The sequence below is a fragment of the Stenotrophomonas sp. TEPEL genome, assembly GCF_004348785.1.
Classification (GTDB): domain Bacteria; phylum Pseudomonadota; class Gammaproteobacteria; order Xanthomonadales; family Xanthomonadaceae; genus Stenotrophomonas; species Stenotrophomonas indicatrix.
The window spans coordinates 1,005,197-1,022,060 of sequence record NZ_QQXJ01000001.1; the positions used below are offsets into that span (position 1 = coordinate 1,005,197).

General features: G+C 66.9%; 16 protein-coding genes and 1 riboswitch. Of the genes, 7 read left to right on the forward strand and 9 right to left on the reverse strand.

Annotated features, from left to right (window positions below):
* Positions 1-29 precede the first annotated feature (29 nt).
* The 3 genes from mtgA to TEP_RS04480 all read left to right on the forward strand — a co-directional run bounded on the left by mtgA (position 30) and on the right by TEP_RS04480 (position 2,301).
* Complete coding sequence (gene mtgA / locus TEP_RS04470) at positions 30-785, forward strand: monofunctional biosynthetic peptidoglycan transglycosylase (RefSeq protein WP_132824415.1); 756 nt, start codon at positions 30-32, stop codon at positions 783-785.
* 105 nt (positions 786-890) lie between these two features.
* Positions 891-1,910, forward strand: a complete 1,020-nt coding sequence (locus TEP_RS04475) for a glycosyltransferase family 2 protein (RefSeq protein ID WP_132824416.1) — start codon at positions 891-893, stop codon at positions 1,908-1,910.
* Positions 1,870-2,301 (forward strand): CBS domain-containing protein, encoded by a 432-nt coding sequence (locus tag TEP_RS04480; RefSeq protein WP_025877817.1) that lies wholly within the window; start codon positions 1,870-1,872, stop codon positions 2,299-2,301. The genes TEP_RS04475 and TEP_RS04480 overlap by 41 nt, the downstream gene beginning before the upstream one ends.
* 573 nt (positions 2,302-2,874) lie before the next feature.
* Here TEP_RS04480 and TEP_RS04485 read toward each other — a convergent pair.
* From TEP_RS04485 to TEP_RS04500, 4 genes are all read right to left on the reverse strand, one after another.
* Positions 2,875-4,848 carry an AsmA family protein gene (locus TEP_RS04485; protein ID WP_132824417.1) on the reverse strand — a complete coding sequence of 658 codons (1,974 nt, stop codon included), beginning with the start codon at positions 4,846-4,848 and terminating at the stop codon, positions 2,875-2,877.
* Between the two features lie 113 nt (positions 4,849-4,961).
* Positions 4,962-5,600 (reverse strand): hemolysin III family protein, encoded by a 639-nt coding sequence (locus tag TEP_RS04490; protein ID WP_132824418.1) that lies wholly within the window; start codon positions 5,598-5,600, stop codon positions 4,962-4,964.
* 95 nt (positions 5,601-5,695) lie between these two features.
* Positions 5,696-7,300, reverse strand: a complete 1,605-nt coding sequence (locus TEP_RS04495) for a peptide chain release factor 3 (protein ID WP_132824419.1) — start codon at positions 7,298-7,300, stop codon at positions 5,696-5,698.
* 74 nt (positions 7,301-7,374) lie between these two features.
* Entirely contained in the window at positions 7,375-8,259 is an 885-nt protein-coding gene (locus TEP_RS04500; RefSeq protein WP_132824420.1) for a M23 family metallopeptidase, read from the reverse strand.
* A gap of 160 nt (positions 8,260-8,419) precedes the next feature.
* Positions 8,420-8,538: riboswitch (SAM riboswitch) on the forward strand.
* A gap of 76 nt (positions 8,539-8,614) precedes the next feature.
* On the opposite strand from TEP_RS04500, the gene TEP_RS04505 reads away from it, so the two are divergent.
* Genes TEP_RS04505 through TEP_RS04515 form a run of 3 tightly spaced genes read left to right on the forward strand, consistent with a single transcriptional unit; the run spans position 8,615 to position 11,942 of the window.
* Positions 8,615-9,646, forward strand: a complete 1,032-nt coding sequence (locus tag TEP_RS04505) for a homoserine O-succinyltransferase (protein ID WP_132824421.1) — start codon at positions 8,615-8,617, stop codon at positions 9,644-9,646.
* A complete protein-coding gene (locus TEP_RS04510; protein ID WP_132824422.1) occupies positions 9,643-10,878 on the forward strand; it encodes an O-succinylhomoserine (thiol)-lyase in 1,236 nt (411 codons plus the stop codon). Before TEP_RS04505 ends, TEP_RS04510 begins: the two co-directional genes overlap by 4 nt.
* Positions 10,875-11,942, forward strand: a complete 1,068-nt coding sequence (locus TEP_RS04515; RefSeq protein WP_132824423.1) for a homoserine dehydrogenase — start codon at positions 10,875-10,877, stop codon at positions 11,940-11,942. The genes TEP_RS04510 and TEP_RS04515 overlap by 4 nt, the downstream gene beginning before the upstream one ends.
* A gap of 90 nt (positions 11,943-12,032) precedes the next feature.
* On the opposite strand, the gene TEP_RS04520 is transcribed toward TEP_RS04515, so the two are convergent.
* Both TEP_RS04520 and TEP_RS04525 read right to left on the reverse strand, forming a co-directional pair.
* Positions 12,033-13,028, reverse strand: a complete 996-nt coding sequence (locus TEP_RS04520; RefSeq protein WP_132824424.1) for an alpha/beta hydrolase — start codon at positions 13,026-13,028, stop codon at positions 12,033-12,035.
* A 110-nt stretch (positions 13,029-13,138) separates the two neighbouring features.
* Complete coding sequence (locus TEP_RS04525; RefSeq protein WP_025877828.1) at positions 13,139-14,521, reverse strand: L-serine ammonia-lyase; 1,383 nt, start codon at positions 14,519-14,521, stop codon at positions 13,139-13,141.
* 101 nt (positions 14,522-14,622) lie between these two features.
* Here TEP_RS04525 and TEP_RS04530 point away from each other — a divergent pair, with 101 nt between their 5' ends.
* Complete coding sequence (locus tag TEP_RS04530; RefSeq protein WP_025877830.1) at positions 14,623-14,853, forward strand: glutaredoxin family protein; 231 nt, start codon at positions 14,623-14,625, stop codon at positions 14,851-14,853.
* Positions 14,854-14,938: 85 nt separating this feature from the next.
* Here the strand turns inward: TEP_RS04530 and TEP_RS04535 are convergent, their stop codons facing one another.
* The 3 genes from TEP_RS04535 to TEP_RS04545 are packed head-to-tail and all read right to left on the reverse strand — an operon-like array spanning position 14,939 to position 16,728.
* A complete protein-coding gene (locus TEP_RS04535; RefSeq protein WP_025877832.1) occupies positions 14,939-15,511 on the reverse strand; it encodes a YceI family protein in 573 nt (190 codons plus the stop codon).
* A gap of 3 nt (positions 15,512-15,514) precedes the next feature.
* The gene (locus TEP_RS04540; RefSeq protein WP_132824425.1) at positions 15,515-16,087 is read right to left on the reverse strand and encodes a cytochrome b; all 573 of its coding nucleotides are present in this window, start codon (positions 16,085-16,087) and stop codon (positions 15,515-15,517) included.
* Positions 16,084-16,728: a YceI family protein gene (locus TEP_RS04545; RefSeq protein WP_132824426.1), complete on the reverse strand. Its 645-nt coding sequence runs from the start codon at positions 16,726-16,728 to the stop codon at positions 16,084-16,086. The genes TEP_RS04540 and TEP_RS04545 overlap by 4 nt, the downstream gene beginning before the upstream one ends.
* Positions 16,729-16,864 lie beyond the last annotated feature (136 nt).

Below are 16,864 nucleotides of genomic sequence, written 5' to 3' on the forward strand. Positions count from 1 at the left end.
CAACCAGGCATAAGAAGGATGCACCAGTAATGGGGGCAGGGGGAGAGCAGGACAAGGTAGTGGCCGTCGCCGACACGGCGCCGCGCAGGCGCTGGCGCTGGCGCTGGAAGCGGCTGCTGTGGCTGCCGGTGCTGTTCGTGGCCTTCAGCTGCCTGCAGGTGCTGGTGCTGCGTTTCATCGATCCGCCGCTGTCCACGGTGATGGTCTGGCGTTTCGGCGAGGCGCTGGGTGAAGGCGACTGGTCCTACCGGCTGCACTACCAGTGGCGGGACCTTGATCAGATGGCGCCGAGCCTGCCGATTTCGCTGGTGGCTGCAGAAGACCAGCGCTTCCCCGACCACAGTGGGTTCGACCTGCAGGCCATTGAAAAGGCGCGCGACCACAACGCGCGGGGCGGCCGCCTGCGCGGGGCCAGCACGATCAGCCAGCAGGTGGCCAAGAACCTGTTCCTGTGGCAGGGCCGCAGCTGGATCCGCAAGGGCCTGGAGGTCTGGTACACGGTGCTGATCGAAGCCTTCTGGCCGAAGCAGCGGATCCTGGAGATGTACGCCAACATCGCCGAGTTCGGCGACGGTGTGTATGGCGCCCAGGCAGCGGCGCAGACATTCTGGGGCAAGGACGCCGCGCGGTTGAGCCCTGCCGAGAGCGCGCGTCTGGCGGCAGTACTGCCGGCGCCGCGGCGCTACAACGCGGCAAAACCCGGCCCGTACGTGCAGCGTCGCGCGGCGTGGATCCAGCGGCAGGCACGGCAGCTGGGTGGAGCGGGGTATCTGGCGGAGGACTGAGGGCACGGGCCGTAGTGGGAGTACCGCTGGGATTGATGTGGCAGGCGGGCGCCTGGAGCACCGGGCCGACGGGCTGCACACCCCTCAACCACGTACAATCGCGCGATGACTCGCGAACGTCTTACTTTCGTCATCGCCGCGCACAACGAGGAATTGGCGCTGCCCCAGCTGCATCCGCGGCTGTGCGCGGTGCTCGATGGCCTGGCTGGAATCGATGGGCGCATCCTGTACGTGGATGATGGCAGCAGTGACACGACCTGGTCGTTGATCACCTCGCTGGCCCAGGCCGACCCGCGGGTATCGGCGCTGAAGCTGTCGCGCAACTTCGGCAAGGAGGCCGCGCTGACTGCCGGCCTGGACCAGGTGCGCGAAGGCGCGGCGATGATCCTTGATGCCGATGGCCAGGACCCGCCGGAACTGGTGCCTCACTTTGTGCAGCGCTGGCGCGAAGGCTACGACAACGTCTACGGCACCCGCCTGGTGCGTGATGGTGAGAGCTGGAGCAAGCGTGCGACCGCATCGATGTTCTACCGGGTGATCGGACGCCTCTCGCGGACGCCCATTCCGGCCGATACCGGCGATTTCCGCTTGTTGTCCCCGCGCGCGCTGAGCGCCCTGCGCGAGATGCGCGAACGGCACCGGTTCATGAAGGGGCTCTTCAGCTGGGTTGGTTTCCGCCGCGTGGCGGTGCCCTATCACCGGCATGCCCGTTTGGCCGGCACCAGCAAATTCAGCCTGTGGCGGCTGTGGAACTTCGCGCTGGAAGGCATCACCGGCTTTTCGACGGTGCCGCTGCGGGCGGCCACCTACATGGGGCTGGCGACCGCAGGCGTGGCCTTCGTGTTTGCCATCTGGGTGATCGCCAAGGCAGCCATCTACGGCGACCGTGTGGCCGGGTGGCCGACCATGATGGCGGTGATCCTGTTCCTGGGCGGCGTGCAGCTGATCGCGCTGGGGCTTATCGGCGAGTACCTGGGGCGCCTGTATGAGGAGTCCAAGCAACGACCGTTGTACCTGGTTGACGCATGGTTGGCCCCTTCCGTGGCAGACTCGGAGCTGCAACCCACCCTGGGAGGGCAGGCAGATGACGTCGGTACGGCAACTGTTGGACGGCAAGTCCCCTGAAGTGCATGCGGTCGCGCCCGGCGCGGCGGTGATCGATGCGATCCGGTTGATGGCGCAGAAGGGCATCGGTGCGGTGCTGGTGATGGATGGCCCGCGACTGGTCGGGATCCTCTCCGAGCGTGATTACGCACGCAAGATCGTGCTCCACGATCGTTCGTCGCGTGACACCGCAGTGTCGGAAATCATGACCGCCAAAGTAGTGACGGTGAGTCCCGGTGAGCAGGTGGAACATTGCCTGCAGCTGGTCACCGATTACCGCATCCGCCATCTGCCGGTGGTCGAGGGCGGGCAGGTACTGGGGGTGATTTCCATCGGTGATCTGGTGAAGTCGGTGATCGATGCGCAGCGGCGCGAGCTGGATCAGCTGCAGCAGTACATCGTGGCGGGGTGAGTTCTGTCGCTGGCGGGCCTGCGGCCCGCCGGCCCGCTTTTCAAGCAACTGCCAAAGCCAAAGCCAAAGCAGCGCCTTCCTGATGTGCGGGGTGGCGGAGGGCATGGCCGTGCAGGACACGCCGTAAACCCGTCCATGGGGGCTCGATGGCGCCATCCATGGCGCCAACGGTCCTGCACGGCCATGCCCTCCGCCTCAGGACACGTTCCTGCGAGCGCCGTGGGTATTTGATCCCGCTTGATCTGGCTTGGTAGATGCCAACCTCGGTTGGCACTGCTTTTGATGCTGCTCTGTGCTTTTTCTTTTGATCTTGAATTCCTGCTCCCGTTCCGCGGCTGCAGGAGACTGTCCGAAGCCGGAGCAAGGCGGCAGGCAGGACCGTGAGGCGCATGGATGCGCCGACCGAGTCCCATGGGTGAGGGCGCTTTGCTTGCGAAGCACTGCTTCGCAAGCGCCCGAACGCACAGCCGCCAGCGGCTGGGCCGGGCTGCGGAGCGGGGTTTACGGCGTGTCCTGCCTGTCGCCTTGCTTCGGCTATCCGCACGGAAAACAAAGGCGCCGCGAACGCCCGCTCTACTTCGCGTAGTGCCCACCGCAGTCGGCATCCTTGCCCGGCCCCAGTTCGATGGTGGCCAGCAGTGCCGCCGGCGGCGCGATGCTGCCCAGCGTCAACGCCACCGCACCGCGGATACCCAGCGCCTTGAAGTCCGGGCGGAACGACGGGTCCTTGAAGGTGCCGCCGATGCGCAGCGGCGAGCGCAGCACCAAGATGCTCCTGTCCTTCGGTCGTGGCTTCAGCAGCAGGTCCAGCGTTTCGTCGCGCAGGCTGACATCGCCTTCGCCGAGGATGATCGTATCGGTGGTGTCCACTGCCATCGACCGGGTGTGCATCAGGCCGTCGCGCACGCCGAAATCGGCGAAGGCGCAACGAAGAGGAATCTGTTTGTCGCCGGTGAACAGGAACTTCAGCGACTCGGTGATGTCCAGCCCTGCCACCTCCATCAGCAGGTTGCCGACATGGCCGCGGCCCATGCCCAGCGCCACGTCGCCGCTGCTGCTGCCGAGCATCGCTGCGATCGAGTTGCCGTTGCCGGTCAGGTCAATGGCGCCGCTGATACCCCCCTTGGCCTGTTCGGCCAGCTTGGCGTCGGGGAACAACTGGCCCAGCTGCACACCGCGCACGCTGGCCTTCAACGAAGTTGCGATCTGCGGGCGACGTGCATCCATGCGGATCGTGCTGCGGATGTCGCCGCCGGCAACGCCGAAGTTCAGCGGGTCCAGCCGCAGTACACCTTCGTCCAGCAGCAGGTGTGCATCCATGTCGTCCAGCGGCAGCTTCGGTGCATTGATGCGCTGGGCCTTCCAGCGCACGTCGGCATCCATCGCGCGCAGCTTGCCCAGGTTGTACGGCGTGGCCGGCAGCACTTTCGCGCTGGCGGCTACGCGCGCTGCCTCGGCCCGCTGTTCTGCATTGGCGGTCTCGCCGCCATCGGTCTTCGGGGGGGCACCGACGAAGCCGGCAAGATCATCGAAATCCAGGCGGCGCGACACCAGGTTCGCGGTCATCCGTGGGCGTTCCCTGGAAACATCGAACTGCACATCGCCGCCCAGGTCGCTGTCGCCGACTTTGCCGCTGAAGCGCTCGTAGCGCCACACCTGGTGATCGCGCTTCAGGCGGCCATCCAGTGCGTAGGGCGGGGAAGGCGGAATGGCGATGCCCAGCAAGGGATACAGGTCGGCCAGGTCCTGACCGCTCAGCGCGAACTGCAGGTCGAACACCTGCAGCTGGAACGGGTTGGTCAAGGTGCCAGTGGCGACGGCATGGGTTGCGCCAGCGCGACCATCCAGATGGATGCGGAAGGGATGTGCGCTGTCGGTCAGTTCCAGCGGCGATTCGGTGCCGCCGCTCAGGGTAAAGGGATTGCCCTGCCAGCGGCCCTTGCCGGCCACCAGCAGCGGTGGTGCGGCGTCGGCCTGTTTCGGTTGCCCACTGCGCACGTTCACCAGGATGTCAGTGCGGCCGAGTGCGTCCAGGAACTGCAGGCGACCATCGTCGATGAGCAGGCGCTTGAGCTGCGGCGTGGCGCCCCCCTTGCTGTCGCCGAGAAAGTCCCAGTTGCCGGGGTCGCCTTTGCGCGGGGCGGTTTCCAGCAGTACGTCCGGGCGGGTCAGGCGCACTTCGGGCAATTGCACGCTGCCACGCAGCAGCGGCCACACCCGTACGTCGATCTCGACCCGGTCGGCGCTGACCATGGTGGGCTGCTTCGCCCAGGGCGCATTGGCAAAGGTGAGAGTATCCGCGCGCACAGTGCTGGTGCGACCGAGATCGACATCCAGGTTGCCGATGTGCAGGGCGCGGCCGGTGCGCGCCTGTACCGCACGTTCGACCGGACCCTTGAACCAGTTCCAGTCCCACAGTGCGATGAGGACCAGGATCGCCGCGAGCAGGAACACCAGCACGACCAACCAGCGCTGCCCGCGTGGGCCGGGGCGACGCAGGCGCCAGCGCGACGCCTTGGGATCAGCAGGAGCAGAGGCAGCATTCACGCCGCCATGGTTGCCCCGTCGGGGTGGACGGGGCGCGAAGCGATCATGTGCATCGTGTGCAGAGCCGGTGCCTGCTCGCCGGCCAAGGGCCTGGCGTTACCGTCAATACGGGGTCACAGCACCTGTCGGGTCACGGCGACGAAGTGGCAGACGCTGCCGCCGATCACGAACAGATGCCAGATCGCGTGCGAATAGCGGATGGATTCGCGGTGGTAGAAGTACGTGCCAAGCGTATAGGAGAGGCCGCCGCCGAACAGCCAGGCGAGCGTCCCGCCATCGATCGAGGCCCACATTGGCTTGATCGCCACCACCACCAGCCAGCCCATGGCGATGTAGATCACCGTGGACAGCAGCTTGAAGCGACCGGTGTAGAACAGTTTGAACACCACCCCGCCCAGGGCCAGCGCCCAGATCGCGGTGAACATGCCCCAGCCCCAGGGGCCGCGCAGGCCGATCAGGGTGAACGGGGTATAGGTACCGGCGATCAGCACGTAGATCGCGCAATGGTCGAACACCTTGAGGCGGCCCTTGGCCTGCGGGTGCTGGATGGCGTGATACAGCGTGGAGGCGGTGTACAGCAGCAGCAGGGCGATGCCGAACACGATCGCGCTGGCCAGCTGCCAGCCATCGCCGTAGATCGCGGCCAGGGTGATCAACACTGCGCTGGCGGCCAGGGCAAGCACCGCACCCAGCCCGTGGGTCAGGGCGCTGGCAATTTCTTCGCGGATCGAATCAACGGATGTCGTGGACATGGCATGGGCATCGTCTGCAGGGAGGGGGACCTGCACCCCCCTATCATCGCCGCGATGGCGGGCGCATGCACCCCCGCCACCGTATGGTCGCTGAATCAGTTGCCGGTGACCGTATGCGCGGCTTCACGGGTTGCCGAGAAACGCACGTCCGGCGCACGTTCCTGCGCCAGCTGCAGGTTGACCCGGGTCGGCGCCAGGTAGACCAGGTGGCCGGCCGCGTCGAGGGCCAGGTTCAGCGCGTTCTTCTCGCGGAACTCCTCCAGCTTCTTCTCGTTGCTGCAGTGGACCCAGCGCGCCGTGGTCACGCCGACCTGCTCGAAGGTGGCTTCCACGCCGTATTCGTCCTTCAGGCGGTAAGCGGCCACATCGAACTGCAGCACACCCACCGCACCCAGGATCAGGTCGTTGCTGGTCAGCGGACGGAAGAACTGGGTGGCGCCTTCCTCGGACAGCTGTGCCAGGCCCTTCTGCAGTTGCTTGAGCTTGAGCGGATCGCGCAGGCGGGCGCGACGGAACAGTTCCGGGGCGAAGTTGGGGATGCCGGTGAAGGTGATCGCCTCGCCTTCGGTGAAGGTGTCGCCGATGGAGATCGTGCCGTGGTTGTGGATGCCGATCACATCGCCCGGCCAGGCCTCGGCGGCGATTTCACGGTCGCTGGCCATGAAGGTCAGCGCATTGGCCAGCTTCATCTCCTTGCCGGTGCGCACGTGCAGGGTCTTCATGCCGGCAGTGAACCGGCCCGAGCAGACGCGCATGAACGCCACGCGGTCACGGTGCTGCGGATCCATGTTGGCCTGGATCTTGAACACGAAGCCGGTCAGCTTCGGCTCCTGCGGGGCGACGTCGCGGCCGGTGGTGGAGCGCGCCTGCGGCGACGGCGCATGCTCGACGAAAAAGTCCAGCAGCGGCTGCACGCCGAAGTTGTTCACGCCCGAACCGAAGAACACCGGGGTCTGCTTGCCGGCCCGGTAGGCCTGCAGGTCGAACGGGTGGCTGGCACCCTGCACCAGTTCCAGTTCGTCGCGCAGATCGGCCAGCATGCGCTCGCCGATCTTCTCGGCAAGCCCGGGCGAATCGATCGAAGGGAAGATGGTCGAATCCTGACGGGTGAAGTTGCGGCCCTGCTCGTACAGGTGCACTTCGCCGGTGATCAGGTGGACCACGCCCTTCAGGCGCTGGCCCATGCCGATCGGCCAGGTGACCGGTGCGCACTGGATGCCGAGCACGCTTTCAACCTCGTCCAGCAGGTCGATCGGCTCCTTGCCCTCGCGATCGAGCTTGTTGATGAAGGTCATGATCGGGGTGTCGCGCAGGCGGCACACTTCCATCAGCTTGATGGTGCGTTCTTCCACGCCCTTGGCCACGTCGATCACCATCAGCGCCGAGTCCACCGCGGTCAGCACGCGGTAGGTGTCCTCGCCGAAGTCGGCGTGGCCCGGGGTGTCGAGCAGGTTGATGATCTTGCCTTCGTACGGGAACTGCATCACCGAGGAGGTGACGGAGATGCCGCGCTCCTTTTCCAGCGCCATCCAGTCCGAGGTGGCGTGGCGGGCCGCCTTGCGGCCCTTCACCGAGCCGGCCATCTGGATCGCGCCTCCGAACAGCAGCAGCTTTTCGGTCAGCGTGGTCTTGCCGGCGTCAGGGTGGGAAATGATGGCGAACGTGCGGCGACGCGACGCTTCGGTGGCGACTTCGGACATGGCAGTGGCGCCCGCACGGGGCGCTTTTCAAAGAGATAAGCGCCCGATTATACCGGCCTGCCGGCGTCGGCGGGTCAGCGCCCGGCGCTGGCGTCGCCGCTGCCCTCACGGGCGAAGTGCAATTCGCCCTGCGGGGCGAGGATGCGCACCGGCACCGAACGCAGCCCCATGCCCCGGTTGAGCTGCACCACGAAGTGCAGGTGCGGTGCGGTGCTGTAGCCACTGTTGCCGGACAGGCCGATCGGCTGCCCGGCCTGCACGGCCTGGCCGGGACGCACGCGCATGCCGCCGGCCTGCAGGTGGGCGTACATCGCCATGCTGCCGTCGCTGTGCAGGATACGAACGAAGTTGGCGCGTCCAGCATCGCGTTCACGGTCCAGGCCATTGCCGCGGAAACCGTCCTGTACCTGCATCACCGTGCCCTCGCGGGCGGCCAGGACCTGCGTTGCTTCGGGCAGGGCAAAGTCGATGGCGTCGCGATTCTCCTCGTCATCGTGGCTGAACCGGCCCTGCGGCGCCTGGTCCACGCGCAGCTGGGCAGCCTCGAACGGCAGGCGATAGGCGACGTCTTCGGCGCGGGCGGCCGGATTGCCCGGCACCGACTGCAGACGAAGATCCAGTGCCTTGCCGTTGGCAGGAGAGGGAAGATGGCCCACCACCAGGCTGCCGGTGGCCTGCACCAGTGACTGCAGCGGCAACCCCTCCACCCGTGTGCCGGGGGCCGCGCGCAGCTCGATCTGCACCGGGCCGGACAGTGGATTGTCGATCCGTGCCTGCCACTGGTCGCCCAGCGACTGCAGGCGCAGGCGGGTCATCGGCGCCGCGTGCGGGGTGGCGTCGGCCGTGCGCGCGGCCGGCGTCTGTGGCACCAGTCCCCAGCCCTGGCGCCAGTCGGCAGCGTTCGCGGAGGCGCTCGCCAACAGGGGCAGCAACAGGCAGGACAGGGGGAAGCGGGGCATGGGGGTTCCAACAACAAGCGACCGCCGGGACTGTACCTGATCCCGGGAGGGGGCTGCCGGCCACCGGCCGGCACTACCTTGGCAGTGTTGGCTGCAAAGTATCCATCGCTTTATGCGGATGAAGGGATTGACATGCCCGGAAAGGGCTGGCATCGTGGTTCCACCATCGAGACCGGCAGAGGGACAGGCCCTTTGAAGCCGGGGCAGCCCGCAGACGCGAAAGCGCGTGCGTAGGTGCCAAATCCTGCGGGGACCGTGGCGTCCACCGAAAGATGGTTCGAACCTGCACCCAACGTGCACTTCGAACGCGAGCCCCGCGAAGGCTCGATGGCCGATTTCCCTACCGGAACCCGCCATGAGCTTCGCCACCAGCACCGTGCTTCGCCCCGAACCCTTTGTCCCCGTCAGCGTGCCGGTCGATGACCGCGTGCACGCCGAGCGTGGCGAGTTCGCCGCCGTGCTGTCGATGCGTCATGCCGGCCCTTGCCCGGTACGCCTGCGCTACGAGTGGGTCGGTCCGGTCAACGCGCCGGTGGTGGTGCTGGCCGGCGGCATTTCCGCGCACCGCCATGTGGCCGCCAATGCGCAGTTCACCGAGAAGGGCTGGGCCGAAGGCCTGGTCGGCAGTGGCCGCGCACTGGATCCGCAGCAGCTGCGTGTGCTCGCGTTCGATTTCATCGGCGCCGACGGTTCGTTGGATGTGCCGATCGATACCGCTGACCAGGCTGATGCGCTGGCGCTGCTGCTGGATCACCTCGGTATCCGCGCATTGAAGGCATTCGTCGGCTATTCCTACGGTGCACTGGTCGGCCAGCAGTTCGCGATCCGCCACCGTGCCCGGGTACGCCAGCTGGTGCTGGCCAGCGGTGCGCACCGCCCGCACCCGTATGCCGCCGCCTGGCGTGCGCTGCAGCGCCGTGCCGTGGCGCTGGGCCAGCTGCAGTGTGGCGAAGACCACGGCCTGGCGCTGGCCCGCCAGTTCGCCATGCTCAGCTACCGCACGCCGGAAGAATTCGGCGAGCGCTTCGACGCAGCACCGGAAGTGGTCAATGGCCGCGTCCGTGTCGCGGCCGAAGATTACCTCGACGCCGCTGGTGCGCAGTACGTCGCGCGCACGCCGGTCAATGCCTACCTGCGCCTGTCCGAGTCGATCGACCTGCACCGCGTGGACCCGAGCGCGATCCTGCCGCCGACCGTGGTGGTTGCCGTTGAAGGCGACCGCCTGGTGCCACTTGCCGACCTGGTCGGCCTGGTCGAGGGACTGGGCCCGCGCGGCAGCCTGCGCGTGCTGCGCTCGCCCTACGGTCACGACGCCTTCCTGAAAGAAACCGATCGCATCGACGCGATCCTCGCCACCGCCTTCCGCACTTCTGGAGAGTCCGCATGAGCCTGCACGCCGCTGAACCGTCCTGTTGTCGCACCACCGCCGCCGTCCGCGCCGGCATCGATCGGGACACCGCCCACGGTGCGGTCACGCCGCCGATCGTGCTGTCGTCGAATTTCAGTTTTGAAGGCTTCGGCAACAAGCGCCAGTACGACTACACCCGCAGTGGCAATCCCACGCGCGACCTGCTGGGTGAGGCGCTGGCCGACCTGGAAGGCGGCGCCGGCGGTGTAGTGACCGCCACCGGCATGGGCGCGATCAACCTGGTGCTGAACGCACTGCTGCAGCCCGGCGACACCCTGGTGGTGCCACACGATGCGTACGGCGGCAGCTGGCGCCTGTTCAACGCTCTGGCGAAGAAAGGCCATTTCGAACTGGTCACTGCGGATCTGACCGACCCGCGCGCGCTGGCCCAGGCTCTGGCCACGCAGCCGAAGCTGGTGCTGGTGGAAACCCCGTCCAACCCGCTGCTGCGCATCACCGACCTGCGCTTCGTGATCGACGCGGCGCACAAAGCCGGTGCGCTGGTGGTGGTCGACAACACGTTCCTGTCCCCGGCATTGCAGCAACCGCTTTCGTTCGGCGCGGATCTGGTGCTGCACTCCACCACCAAGTACATCAACGGTCACAGCGACGTGGTCGGTGGTGCGGTGATTGCCCGCGATCCCGCCGTGCATGAACAGCTGGTGTGGTGGGGCAATGCCCTGGGCCTTACCGGCTCGCCGTTCGATGCGTTCCTGACCCTGCGCGGCCTGCGTACGCTGGATGCACGCCTGCGCGCGCACCAGGAAAACACCGCCGCGATCGTGGCGCTGCTTGATGCGCATCCTGCGGTGGCCAAGGTCTACTACCCGGGCCTGGCCGATCATCCGGGCCACGCCGTTGCCGCGCGTCAGCAGAGTGGTTTCGGCGCGATGCTGTCCTTCGAACTGGCCAGCTGTGCCGGCGATGATCCGCATGCTGCTGTACGTGCGTTCGTCGATGGCCTGCGTTACTTCACGCTGGCCGAGTCGCTGGGAGGCGTGGAAAGTCTGATCGCACACCCGGCGACCATGACCCACGCCGCAATGACTGCCGACGCACGCGCGGCTGCGGGCATCAGTGAAGGCCTGCTGCGTCTGTCGGTCGGTATCGAGGGCGAGCGCGACCTGCTGGCTGATCTGGGCAGCGCTCTGGCGCGCGCCGAGGCGGTGATCGATGCGGTGGCGCGCGGCAAACAGGTGGCAGACGCATGAGCGCTTTGCCTGTCGAGATTCCGCTGCTGGGGACCGGCCGCTTGGCGCTGCTCGGAACCGGCACCGTCGGTTCGGCCTTCGTGCAGCGCTACCAGGCGTTGCAGGCGCGTGGGATTGAACTGCCCAGCGTGCAGTGGCTGGCCAATTCACGCACCGCGCTGGCGATCGACCGCGATCTGGCGTTGCCGCTGGAACTGGCACGGCGTGCGCCGCGTGATGGGCAGGCTCCGCCGCCGTGGGCCAGCGCTGAAGGGCTGGAGCGTGGCGACGTGGTGGTCGATGCCACCGCCAGCGAAGATGTAGCGGCGCGCCACGTGCAGTGGTTGGCACGCGGTGTGCACGTGGTGACCGCCAACAAGCTTGGCCGCGGTGCGCAGCTGTCGCGCGCGCAGGCCATCGCCGATCGTTGCGCCGACAGTGGTGCGCGTTACGGTGACAGCGCCACCGTCGGCGCCGGCCTGCCGTTGCTCAGCAGCCTGCGCGCGCTGGTTGCCGGTGGCGACCACATCCATGCCATCGAGGGCGTGCTTTCCGGTTCGCTGGCGTGGCTGTTCAATCGCTATGACGGCCAGTCGCCGTTCTCGGCGGCGGTGCGTGAAGCGCTGGCGGCCGGTTACACCGAGCCGGACCCGCGGCTGGATCTTTCCGGCGAGGATGTGCGCCGCAAGCTGTTGATCCTGGCCCGCAGCAGCGGATTGGCGCTGGACGCGTCGCAGGTGCAGGTCGATTCACTGGTGCCGGATGCGCTGGCTGCGCTGCCGCTGGAAGATGCAGTGAATGCGCTGGAGCAGCTGGATGCACCGCTGCAGGCGCGTTGGCAGCAGGCGCGCGACAACGGTCGGGTGCTGCGTTTTGTCGGGCGCGTCGATGGCGAGGGCGCGCAGGTGGGCCTGCGTGAGCTGGCTGCCGACCATCCGCTGGCGCAGGGCGCGGGCACCGACAACCGCGTGGCCATCCACAGCGATCGCTATCGCGCGCAGCCGCTGTTGATCCAGGGACCGGGCGCTGGCGCGGAAGTGACCGCAGCCGCGCTGCTGGATGACGTGCTGCGGATCGTGGGGTGAGCCCAGCCGCTGCTGCGCTCGCCGGACGTGGCCCGGCGCTACCCGCACCGATCCTGGTAGCGCCGGGCCATGCCCGGCGGCTATGGAACTTCAACGCGCCTTGAGGGCCTTCAACAATGCGGCATTGAACTGCTTCGGGTCCTGCACCTGCGGCGAATGGCCCAGTGCCGCGAACTCGACCAGGGTCGAGCCGGGTATCGCCGCCGCTGCCGCTTTGCCCAATTCCGGGTAGTTGCCCAGCGTCGCCTTCAGTTCGGGCGATGCCTGGTCACGGCCGATCGCCGTGCGGTCCTTCTGGCCGATGAACAAGGTGGTCGGCACCTGCAGGTTCTTCAGTTCGTAGACGACGGGTTGGTTGAACACCATGTCCGAGGTCAGTGCCTGGCTCCAGGCCACCTGATGCCTGCCCGCGCCTTCGTACATGCCCGACTGCATGCGCGCCCACGGTTCGTACGCCGGCTTCCACTTGCCGTCGTAGTACACATCCAGCTGGTAGCGGCGGATGCTGTCATAGTTGATGTTCATTTCGCCGGCATACCACGCGTCCACGCTGCGCCAGGGCACGCCCAGCGCCTTCCAGTCCTCCAGCCCGATCGGATTGACCAGCGAAAGACTGCGCATGTCCTGCGGATACATCAGCGCATAACGGATGGCCAGCATGCCGCCCATCGAATGGCCGACCACATGCACCGGTACATCACCCAGCTGCAGCTGCTGCAGCAGCGCATGGGTATTGTCGGCCAGCTGCCCGAAGGAATACTGGTAGCGCTCGGGCTTGCTGGATTTGCAGAAACCCACCTGGTCCGGCGCGATCACCCGGTAGCCTGCCGCCACCAGCGGCTTGATCGTCTCCTTCCAGGTTGCCGCGCAGAAGTTCTTGCCATGCAGCAGCACCACCACGCCGATCGGCTTCTTCTTCGGCGCAACATCCAGATAGGCCATCTCCAGCGCCTGACGCTGCGATTCCAGTGCAAAGGTCTTCACTGGATAGCCGTAGTCGAAGCCCTCCAGCCGCGGCCCGTAGGTTGGCGCAGCGAGAGCGGACAGCGGAAGGCAGGCAAGCAGGGCGGTGGCGATCACGCGCATGGGACATTCCGGGGCAGGGGGATGCCCGAGCCTAACCGGAAAACGGTGACGGTGTTGCCCGGTCGAGAACGGTACTGCAGAGCCGGGTCGATGCCCGGCCCTGCCGACCATCAGCACTCGATGACGTTCACCGCCAGCCCGCCGCGGCTGGTTTCCTTGTACTTGTCCTGCATGTCGCGGCCGGTATCGCGCATGGTCTTGATGACTTTGTCCAGCGACACCTTGTGCTTGCCGTCGCCGCGCATGGCCATGCGCGAGGCGTTGATCGCCTTCACCGCACCCATCGCGTTGCGCTCGATGCACGGAATCTGCACCAGGCCACCGATCGGATCGCAGGTCAGGCCCAGGTTGTGCTCCATGCCGATTTCCGCCGCGTTCTCGATCTGGCTCGGGTTGCCACCCAGCGCCGCGACCAGGCCACCGGCGGCCATCGAACAGGCAACGCCGACCTCGCCTTGGCAGCCCACTTCGGCGCCAGAGATCGAGGCGTTTTCCTTGTACAGGATGCCGATCGCCGCCGAGGTCAGCAGGAAGTCGAACACCCGTTGTTCGTTCGCGCCCGGGCAGAAGCGGTCGAAGTAGTGCAGCACCGCCGGCAGTACACCCGCCGCGCCGTTGGTGGGTGCGGTGACCACGCGGCCACCGGCAGCGTTCTCTTCGTTCACCGCCAGCGCGTACAGGTTGACCCAGTCCAGCGTGGTCAGCGGGTCGCGCATCGCCGCTTCCGGCTTCGACGACAGCTCGCGGTACAGCGCCGGCGCGCGGCGGCCCACTTTCAGGCCACCCGGCAGCACGCCTTCCTCGCGGATGCCGCGCGCCACGCAGGCCTGCATTGCGCTCCAGATCTCGCGCAGGTTGTCGCGGATCTCGTCTTCGCTGCGCCAGCATTTCTCGTTCTCGAACATCAACTGGGCGATGCTCAGGCCGCTGCGCGCGGTCTGCGCCAGCAGCTCATCGCCGCTCTTGAACGGGTAGGGCAGTGGCGTTTCGTCAGGCACGATACGGTCGTCTGCCGCATCGTCCTGGTTGACCACGAAGCCACCACCGACCGAGTAGTAATCGCGGGTGGCCAGCACTTCGTCATCGGCGTTGTACGCGGTGAAGCGCATGCCGTTGGTGTGGTACGGCAGCTTCTGCCGCTTGTTCAGGCCGAGGTCGCGCTTTTCGTCGAAGGCGATCTCGTGCTGGCCCATCAGCATGATCCGCTTGCTGCTGCGGATGCGCTCCAGCGTGGACGGAATGATGTCCGGGTCGATCAGGTTCGGACGCTGCCCTTCCAGGCCGAGCAGGATCGCCTTGTCGGTGCCATGGCCGCGACCGGTCAGTGCCAGCGAGCCGTACACGTCGGCACGGATGCGCGCGACCTGCGCAAGCTTGCCCGGGTCGAGCAGCCACCGATGGATGAAGCGCTCGGCGGCCCTCATCGGCCCGACAGTGTGCGAGGAGCTCGGGCCAATGCCGATCTTGAAAACGTCGAACGTGCTGACAGCCATGGTTGCCGTACTGCGGGTACCGGGAGAGACCGCTATTCTAGCGGTTCATGCCGCACTTCCATGACTGCGGCGCAGCATTTCCGCCAAGCGAGCAAACCCCGGTGTTGACCCTGTTCCAGCGCGACGACTGCCATCTGTGTGACATGGCCCTGGCCGAACTGGCCAGGGCGCGGGCGCCCGAGTTCGAATCGGTGTTCCTCGATGACCAGCCTGCGCTGGAGGCGCGCTATGGGGCGCGGGTGCCGGTGCTGCGCGATGAGCGCGGCGGGCGGGAGCTGGACTGGCCGTTCGATGCGGCCACGGTGCAGGCCTGGCTGTTGGCGGGCAGGTAGCGCCGGGCCATGCCCGGCGAGCGCCAAGCGCGGCCAGCGGTGGAAGCCGCCGGGCATGGCCCGGCGCTACCAGGACGAAGGCGTCTTATTTCGCGTCGAACTTCACGATCGTGCTGATCGCGGTTTCGTCCGGGATGGTCTTGGTATCAGCCCAGTCGCCGCCGCCGACGCCGAAGTCCAGGCGCTTGACCGTGGCCTTGCCGGTCAGCACCGGCTGCGCGCCGGGCTTCCAGGTGAAAGTGAAGGTGACCGGCTTGCTCACGCCGCGCAGTTCCAGCGTGCCATCGGCGGCGAACTGGTCGTTGCCGAGCGCGCGGAAGCCCTTGGCGGTGTAGCGTGCGGTAGCGAACTTGCCGACGTTGAAGAAATCCGCGCCCTGCAGGGTGGAGTCGCGGTCGCTGTTGCCGCTCTTGGCGCCGGCCAGCGGAATCACCACGTCCAGCGAACCTGCGGACGGATTGGCCGGATCGAAGCTGAGCTTGGTGGCAAAGCCCGGGAAGCTGCCGGTGAACACTTCACCGTCGTACTTGGTGGCAAAGGCCAGGAAGGAACCGGCACCCGGCGCCTGGGCGTAATCGGCGGCGAGCACCGGTGCAGTGGCGAGCATGCCGGCGAGGGCGGCGGCCACAGCGGCCGGGGTGGTCAGTTTCAGGTTCATCTGTCAGTCCTTCTGGGGAGAGGCGAGCCAGCCACGCGGCAACATCCGGGACAGGGTGGCATCGCGCTGGAACAGGTGGTGGTAGAAGGCAGCACCGGCATGGGCCAGCACTACCGCAATCAACAGCCAGAAGCCGTATTCGTGCAGGGCATGGGATACCGCCACGACCTGCGGGTCCGGCCCGCTCAGCTTGGGCACATCGACCAGACCGAACCAGCGGAACGGACGCAGGCCGCTGGCCGAGTCGTACAGCCAGCCCGACAGCGGGATGGCGAACATCAGCACATACAGCAGCACATGGGTGGCGCTGGCGATGCGCTCCTGCCAGCCCGGCACGCCGGGTACCGGCTTGGGGGCACCGGCATACAGGCGCCAGCCCAGGCGCAGCACCACCAGTGCCAGCACGGTGATGCCGATCGACTTGTGCGCGGTATAGACCCAGAAATACTTGGGCGTCTTCGGCAGCTCGCCCATGGTCAGGCCGACGATGCCCAGGGCGAGAATCAGCAGTGCGATCAGCCAGTGCAGGGTCTGGCTGACACTCCCCCAGGAGGCAGGGGTGTTCTTGGCGGTCATGAAGGGTCCTTGGTGGCCGTCTGGCTGTCGGAGTGGGGTTGGGGCGTGGGAGTTCCCGCACGGTCGCTGCGGTCGAGCGTGGCTTCAGCCTCGATCCGCACCTGTACCGCATCACCGATCACGCCCGGCCAGGCGGTGATGCCGAAGGCACGCCGGCTCAGCGTGGTGGTGGCGGAGAAGCCGGCCGTACGCCGGAAGGGTGGCAGCGGATAGCGCTTGATCTGGTTCAAGGTCACTTCCAGCGTGACCTCCTGGCTGACCCCGCGCAGGGTCAGCGTGCCGGTCACCTGGGCATGTGTGGCGTCGATCGGTTCGACATGGCGGGAGACGAAGCGGGCGGTGGGGAAGCGTTCGCCATCGAGCAGGCTGCGTGCCAGGGTTGCCTGGTTCCACTTGGCATCACCAAGGTCCAATCGCGACACCGGAATCTCGACGTCCAGTGTCGCAACGCGCCAGTTGTCGCTATCGAACTGCAACTGGCCCTGGCTTCCGGAGATCGTACCCAGCGCCTGCGAGTAGCCGGCATGGTCGATCGCAAACAGCACACGGGTGTGCACCGGATCGATGCGGTAGGCCTCGTTGCCCGCCCAGGCGGGGGCCACGGCAAGCAGCATCGGCAGCAGGGCCAGGCAGTGGCGCATCGGCGGGGGGCTCCGGGAAAAAGACCGTTCGATCATACCCATAGCCCCCGCGCAACGCTGTGTGCACGGCTGCAACAGTTCGTGGTGCCGATGTGGCCGGAAACAGGCTGTTGCAGCGATGGCCGCAGCCCTGTGT

Excerpts from the sequence above, each read along its gene's own strand:
- mtgA (WP_132824415.1), top strand. The coding sequence starts at position 30 with ATGGGGGCAGGGGGAGAGCAGGACAAGGTAGTGGCCGTCGCCGACACG.
- TEP_RS04475 (WP_132824416.1), top strand. The coding sequence starts at position 891 with ATGACTCGCGAACGTCTTACTTTCGTCATCGCCGCGCACAACGAGGAA.
- TEP_RS04480 (WP_025877817.1), top strand. The coding sequence starts at position 1,870 with ATGACGTCGGTACGGCAACTGTTGGACGGCAAGTCCCCTGAAGTGCAT.
- TEP_RS04490 (WP_132824418.1), bottom strand. The coding sequence starts at position 5,600 with ATGTCCACGACATCCGTTGATTCGATCCGCGAAGAAATTGCCAGCGCC.
- TEP_RS04495 (WP_132824419.1), bottom strand. The coding sequence starts at position 7,300 with ATGTCCGAAGTCGCCACCGAAGCGTCGCGTCGCCGCACGTTCGCCATC.
- TEP_RS04500 (WP_132824420.1), bottom strand. The coding sequence starts at position 8,259 with ATGCCCCGCTTCCCCCTGTCCTGCCTGTTGCTGCCCCTGTTGGCGAGC.
- TEP_RS04505 (WP_132824421.1), top strand. The coding sequence starts at position 8,615 with ATGAGCTTCGCCACCAGCACCGTGCTTCGCCCCGAACCCTTTGTCCCC.
- TEP_RS04510 (WP_132824422.1), top strand. The coding sequence starts at position 9,643 with ATGAGCCTGCACGCCGCTGAACCGTCCTGTTGTCGCACCACCGCCGCC.
- TEP_RS04515 (WP_132824423.1), top strand. The coding sequence starts at position 10,875 with ATGAGCGCTTTGCCTGTCGAGATTCCGCTGCTGGGGACCGGCCGCTTG.
- TEP_RS04520 (WP_132824424.1), bottom strand. The coding sequence starts at position 13,028 with ATGCGCGTGATCGCCACCGCCCTGCTTGCCTGCCTTCCGCTGTCCGCT.
- TEP_RS04525 (WP_025877828.1), bottom strand. The coding sequence starts at position 14,521 with ATGGCTGTCAGCACGTTCGACGTTTTCAAGATCGGCATTGGCCCGAGC.
- TEP_RS04535 (WP_025877832.1), bottom strand. The coding sequence starts at position 15,511 with ATGAACCTGAAACTGACCACCCCGGCCGCTGTGGCCGCCGCCCTCGCC.
- TEP_RS04540 (WP_132824425.1), bottom strand. The coding sequence starts at position 16,087 with ATGACCGCCAAGAACACCCCTGCCTCCTGGGGGAGTGTCAGCCAGACC.
- TEP_RS04545 (WP_132824426.1), bottom strand. The coding sequence starts at position 16,728 with ATGCGCCACTGCCTGGCCCTGCTGCCGATGCTGCTTGCCGTGGCCCCC.